This is a genomic window from Pseudoalteromonas sp. BMB (assembly GCF_001709235.1).
Classification (GTDB): Bacteria; Pseudomonadota; Gammaproteobacteria; order Enterobacterales; family Alteromonadaceae; genus Pseudoalteromonas; species Pseudoalteromonas maricaloris.
On sequence record NZ_MBQA01000148.1, the window covers coordinates 1 to 240 of the forward strand.

The 240-nt window shown below is 68.8% G+C and carries 1 protein-coding gene; it reads right to left on the reverse strand.

Features of this window, described 5'->3' with window-relative positions; translation table 11 throughout:
• On the reverse strand, positions 1-240 hold a 240-nt coding region (locus BB427_RS09225), incomplete at both ends, for a heterodisulfide reductase-related iron-sulfur binding cluster (protein WP_139119057.1).

Consider the following 240-nt stretch of genomic DNA (forward strand, 5'->3'; position numbering starts at 1 on the left):
CCCCCACCTCGTTCAGCATCTCCACGTTCTGCTGCGCCAGCATCTGGTACAGCACCTCGTTGCCGGCGCGGCGTGCGGAGTCACCGGTGCAGGCCTCGCCGTCACCCAGGACGGCGAAGTCGACCCCGGCGATGTCCAGCAGCTCGGCGACGGCCTGCGTGGTCTTCTTCGCGCGGTCCTCGAAGGCGCCGGCGCAACCCACCCAGAAGAGGTACTCGACCTCGTCGAGCGACTCCACGT